Here is a 5,243-nt window from a genome sequence, read left to right on the forward strand (position 1 = left end):
CCAGCTGCCCGTCAGCTACGAGGCGACTTGGCTCTTACCTCGACCGGACTTTCACCGGCTAGTTGTGCCTAACTTGGCTAGGCGCGCAATCGTCAAAAAATCCCCAAGCCGCGAGGCTAGGGGATTCCGCTACTGCCCACTTAGTCTTTGTAAGGGTCGAACTCGTCCGCGCCGGCCATGCAGACGCCGATCGGCCTCAGCACGTGCAGTACGTCGATCGTCTCCGCATGGGCGTCGAGCACATCATGCAGCTTCCGGTACACGAACGGGCTTTCGTCCGTTCCCGCTCCCCGCAGCTCCACGCCGTATTCCCGAACCGCGACGGCCATTCGTTCCGGAGAGATTTCCCCGCCGGAACGGGTGCGGGTTTTCCAATTCATCTTGCCCGCGGCTTGGGTCCGGCTCATCGTCCGGCCGGCGCCGTGAACGGTGCTGTAAAAGGAATCTCGGTTCTCCGCGGTATCCTTCCCCCGCACGATGACGGAGATGTCGCCCATGCTACCGCCGATGAATCCGAGCTGACCCGGCGCGGAGGGAGTCGCCCCTTTCCGGATGACGATCGCGTCCTTGCCTTCGTGCGCTTCCTTCCACGCGAAATTGTGGTGGTTGTGCACCTCGAAATCCGATTCCGCGCCGAGGATCGCCAGCAATTGTTCGATGACGTAATCCCTGCCGGCGTAAGCGTAGCGTCCGGCCAGCTTCATCGCCCGATAATACATGTCGCCGAGCTCGCCGTCCATATCCAGCAGAACGGGCGGTTGATCCATTTTCTCGCCCGGCGCTTTGCCCAAAAAATCCCGTCCGGCCGCCAAGTTCAGGAAGCCGCTCGCGGTTTTGTGGCCGAAGCCCCGGCTTCCGAAATGATTCGCGATCCACAACCGGCCGGTAGCCGCTTCCTCGAACAGGTCGACGAAGTGGTTGCCGCTGCCGACGGTGCCGAGCTGATCCCGGGCCAGCGCCTTCAGCTTGTCGTGCTCTTGCCGGCCGACGGACGCGTACACGCCCCAATCTGGGTCGTCGAACAACTCGTGATCGACCTTCTCGCTGTTGCTCCGCCCGATGCCGAAAGAGACTTTCCGCGCCACTTCGTTCATGAGGCTCGCGATGCGAGGCTTGATATCGGCGGCCATCAGATTCGTCCTGACCGCCTTGTTGCCGCACGCGATGTCGTAGCCGACGCCGGAAGGGGAGATTTGCCCGTCGTACGCGACGACGCCTCCGATCGGTTGGCTGTAGCCTTTATGATGGTCGGCCATGAGCAGCGTCCGGACGACGTTGCCGGTTTGCACGCAAGTCCGCGCTTGGGACAGCGCGCCTTCGTCCGGCACTCCCCACACCCGAACGCCGTCTATATTTTGATAAGCCATGCATTTCAACTCCGTTTCCATGATTGCGTTTCTTCATTATAGCTAAGTTTTGCCTTTCGCGGATACGATGGCGTTCAGTTGCTCGAGCAGGGTGCCGCCGTTGGACAGGGAGATCGTGCCGACTTTGTCGCAGATCCTCTCCATGAACTCCAGCTCCTTCAGCCGGTACAGCGTCTCGTTCTCGTCCAGCAGCTTCGCCGTGTTCAGCAGGCTGCGCGTGGACGCCGTTTCTTCCCGTCGCGTGATGAGGTTCGCCTGCGCTTGCTTCTCCGCGATCAGGACGGTGTTCAGAATCTCTTTCACGTCGCCGGGCAGGATGATATCCTTGACGCCCGCGAATTGGAACACGACGCCGAGCTCGTCGGCCCTCTTGTTCATTTTGTCCAAGACATACGTGCCGATCTCCTGCTTCGTGCGAAGCAAGTCGTCCAGCTTCAGGGAGCCGACGTATTCCCGCAACACGAGCTGCAACAACACGTAGAGCTGGTCTTCGAACGTCTTGAGCTCGAGCGCCTTGAGAGGATCGGCGATGCGATATTGGGCGACGAAGTTCAGCCGCAGTGTCGCTTTGTCCTCCGTCATCATTTCCTGGCCCGTCAGATCGAGCTGCAACTGGCGCATATCGATCAACTTGACGACGGCGGATACCGGACCTTTCCAGAAGTAGTATTTGCCGGGCGCGAGCGTTTTCCGGAACTTGCCTGCGATGAACAGGACGCCCGTCTCGTACGTCGCTACTTCGAAGGACTGAACGTAAGCGACGTTCAGCCGGGCCAGTACGGAGACGTCGATCGATGCGTCGATCTCCGGCTCGCGGGCGTCGACCCGGACGAAGTCGTGTTTCTTCCAGCCTTTCCAGAACGCATACTGGCCCGTCGGCAGCAGACGCGCGATTTTGCCTTCCTCGAAGTGCAGCGCGTATTCGTAGTCTTGCACGTCCACGACCGTCAATTCGTTCGCAAGCTCCGCGTCTTGAAGGAACAATTGCAAATCCCGGTCCGGGACGGAAAACGGTTTGTTCACGTTGAGAGTGACGACTTTGTAATCGGCCAGCGGCCAGAACCGGTACGTGCCGGGTTTCAGGTAACGAACGTAGTTGCCGTCTTTGAACAGGAGTCCCCGTTCGTCGGCTCGAATGATGGCTTTCATTGCGATGATTCCTCTTTTCTTTTCTTGAAAATGTTAGGGTGCCTTCCCCGAAAAGCTCCCCCGCGCTTCGGCGGAAGTCTCGCTTAAGGCGGAATTCGGAGCGTTGCGCGCATCTCTTCGGGACGGTAGCGTTCGATCCGCTTGCGATCGTCGGCGCGGCGTCCTTATGGCGATGAGCGCGAACGGTCCGGCTTCGGCCGGTATCCGCGGACCGCAAAGCTTGGCGCGGGGCGCGAAAGCCCGAGGGCGGTCGCCGAGTCTTTCGGTTCGGGCGTTTTGAAGCAAAATCGTCTCGATTAACAGTCGAGTGCCTACCATGGCTCACATCTGAATGTGAGGAGGATTCGAACCTCCAAATGGTGGGTCTACGCCGCCCGTGTCCGCAGCATACCGATAGCGAATGCCTCGGCACTGAGGGATCATGCGGAAATCCCGGCAATCGCGGACCGGCGCCGTACGTAGACCCGATGTTTATAAGGTGAATGATTAACGATGCGAAGTTCCGGTCGCCGCCGATAACGCGCCGCCCCGGTAGGGCGACTTCGTAAAACGGTTCGCCACGGCGGAAGCGCCGATCGCCTCAGGCTTGACTCTCGCCGTCAAGCCCATCGCTTCGACGCGGCCGACCATGTCGGCGACGAACGCGGACGTCTTGTTGCGCTTCGCGTCCGTCCCGGCGTCGATGTCGACGTAGACGAGAAGTTCCGCGCCCTGATAGACGTAAGGAAGCAGAATGTCCTCTAGCGATTCGCGCCGGGGGCCGTCGATAAGAGCCGCGACCTCTTGGCTGAGCGTCGTCTCTAGGTTCAGCTTCTCCTGCAGCGATCGAATCTCGCGCGGAACGATCACCTGGCGATAGCAGAACCAAGCGCCTCGCCCCGGGCGATAGATGACGATGGACGTGACGAACTTCGTGTGGCCGGCGTGAACTTGCGCGTCCGTGCCGACGATGAGCTGGTACGCGGCTCTCGGATCCTTTTCCATGAAACTCCGGACACGCTCGAACACATCGTCTATATTCAGATTGTTTTCCGATAGGTTGCGGAAGAGCGTTTCATGGATGGGGGCGTACCTGCGCCTTTTCATCGTGGTCACCAAATTTCTAATAGTAGTTGTTCAAAAAGTCCGATTATGATCACGAAGTTTTTCCTTGAAGCTTACTCGACATCGAATCTTGAATTCAGCCGGAACTTCCGGTTCTCACGTAGGTCTGCCTACGCTCCGATCCTCATTTCCTAGCTTCTTTCAACCTTCTCGGTGCTGATAACCGAACTTTTTGAACTAGATTTATAGTTTGGGGGCTCCGACGGGACTCGAACCCGCACTGACCAGGTTGAAAGCCTGGTGACTTAAGCCGTTTTGTCAACGGAGCCAAATTGGTGGGAGCAGAAGGACTTGAACCTCCAAGGTGCGCTGCACATTCGGTTTACAGCCGAAGACGCTTCCGGTTACGCTCTATGCTCCCATGATGGCGGTTCCTGCGGGTTTCGATCCCGCTGCCTTCGGTTTGACAAACCGACGCTCTCCCGATTGAGCTAAGGAACCTTATGGTGCTGTACCCTTGATTCGAACAAGGCGCCTCTCCGGTATCAGCGGAGTGCTCTGACCAAATGAGCTAGTACAGCGTTGGCAGGGATAGCAGGACTCGAACCTGCATATGGACGGTTAACAGCCGTCTGCCTTACCGGATTGGCGATATCCCTAAATAAAGTTGGTCGGAACGGAAGGATTCGAACCTTCGGCCTCTTGCTTCCGAGCAAAAACGTCTTTGGCGTTCTCCGAACGCCGAAGCAGCTTTGCGTAGGGATCAGATAAGCGGGAGATGATCGAAATCTCATGCTGATCTGATCTTCCAAGGCAAGCGCTCTAGCCAAGCTGAGCTACGTCCCGGTGGAGGATAGGTACGGGTGTTCCCCGCGGATCTGTCGGCCGCCGCCCGGCAGCCTATGTGATGACGCCCATCCGAATTGATCATGGTGGGTCCAGGAGGGTTCGAACCTCCGGCCAACCGGTTAAAAGCCGGTTGCTCTTCCGACTGAGCTATGGACCCTTGAGAAGTGATGGTTACCCGAGCAGGAGTCGAACCTGCGCTCGATGATTCAAAGTCATCTGCCTTGCCGCTTGGCTATCGGGCAATATTGGGGAGGCCAACCGGACTCGAACCGGTACTTGCGGATCCACAGTCCGCCGCGTTCGCCTTTTCGCCATGGCCTCCATGCTTGGCGGTCGGGGAAGGATTCGAACCTTCATCGCGCGGCTCTTCAGACCGCCGCTCTACCGATTGGAGCTACCCGACCGTAATAAAAAGCTACCCGTCTCCGGAGCCGCGGCTGCCGATGGGCAGCGAACGATTCGTCCGGAATGCAGGTAGCTCGATATGCGATACGGAACGGGGCGAATGTCATCCGCCCGACGAAAGCAGGCTCCCGCCGCTTGGCGGCGATCCGCTTCGTCTTATCGAATATCGGCTACCTATTGGGATATGAGGCAATGGGAAACGATGGAGATCGACGTTGAACTCCCGTTTCGTCTCTTGTTCGATGAATGGATAACGCGTCTGTTGGCCGTTTCTCATTGTCGTTTCCCGCCTTTCCCTCGTGTGAAATAAAAAAAGACCACTTCCGCCGTCAATGTCATTAAGTTAAGCTCAAAGACAAGACCGGGAATAAAAATGGAGTCCGAAACGGCATGGGAAAAAGCCCTGTGCCGTTTGTTTTTTTTGGTGCA

General features: G+C 57.9%; 3 protein-coding genes and 9 tRNA genes. All 12 read right to left on the reverse strand.

From position 1 onward, the window contains the following. Positions 1-140: 140 nt before the first annotated feature. Entirely contained in the window at positions 141-1,367 is a 1,227-nt protein-coding gene (locus ACFPPD_RS22365) for an RtcB family protein (RefSeq protein WP_209752042.1), read from the reverse strand. Between the two features lie 42 nt (positions 1,368-1,409). Next, positions 1,410-2,522 carry a slipin family protein gene (locus tag ACFPPD_RS22370; RefSeq protein ID WP_378083423.1) on the reverse strand — a complete coding sequence of 371 codons (1,113 nt, stop codon included), beginning with the start codon at positions 2,520-2,522 and terminating at the stop codon, positions 1,410-1,412. 480 nt (positions 2,523-3,002) lie between these two features. Beyond that, positions 3,003-3,602 carry a ribonuclease H-like YkuK family protein gene (locus ACFPPD_RS22375; protein WP_209752038.1) on the reverse strand — a complete coding sequence of 200 codons (600 nt, stop codon included), beginning with the start codon at positions 3,600-3,602 and terminating at the stop codon, positions 3,003-3,005. Between the two features lie 209 nt (positions 3,603-3,811). Then, positions 3,812-3,889: transfer RNA gene (locus tag ACFPPD_RS22380), tRNA-Glu, on the reverse strand. A gap of 4 nt (positions 3,890-3,893) precedes the next feature. Then, positions 3,894-3,981: transfer RNA gene (locus ACFPPD_RS22385), tRNA-Tyr, on the reverse strand. Between the two features lie 4 nt (positions 3,982-3,985). Then, positions 3,986-4,061, reverse strand: a tRNA-Asp gene (locus tag ACFPPD_RS22390). A gap of 3 nt (positions 4,062-4,064) precedes the next feature. Then, positions 4,065-4,141: transfer RNA gene (locus ACFPPD_RS22395), tRNA-Ile, on the reverse strand. A gap of 2 nt (positions 4,142-4,143) precedes the next feature. After that, positions 4,144-4,219: transfer RNA gene (locus ACFPPD_RS22400), tRNA-Asn, on the reverse strand. 271 nt (positions 4,220-4,490) lie between these two features. Beyond that, a tRNA-Lys gene (locus ACFPPD_RS22405) sits at positions 4,491-4,566 on the reverse strand. Between the two features lie 11 nt (positions 4,567-4,577). Further along, positions 4,578-4,651, reverse strand: a tRNA-Gln gene (locus ACFPPD_RS22410). A gap of 4 nt (positions 4,652-4,655) precedes the next feature. Then, positions 4,656-4,730, reverse strand: a tRNA-His gene (locus ACFPPD_RS22415). A 6-nt stretch (positions 4,731-4,736) separates the two neighbouring features. Next, positions 4,737-4,813 (reverse strand) — tRNA-Phe (locus ACFPPD_RS22420). Between the last annotated feature and the right edge of the window lie 430 nt (positions 4,814-5,243).

Origin of the sequence: Cohnella suwonensis (assembly GCF_042655365.1) — a bacterium.
GTDB classification, from domain to species: Bacteria; Bacillota; Bacilli; order Paenibacillales; family Paenibacillaceae; genus Cohnella; species Cohnella suwonensis.

Excerpts from the sequence above, each read along its gene's own strand:
- ACFPPD_RS22365 (WP_209752042.1), bottom strand. The coding sequence starts at position 1,367 with ATGGCTTATCAAAATATAGACGGCGTTCGGGTGTGGGGAGTGCCGGAC.
- ACFPPD_RS22375 (WP_209752038.1), bottom strand. The coding sequence starts at position 3,602 with ATGAAAAGGCGCAGGTACGCCCCCATCCATGAAACGCTCTTCCGCAAC.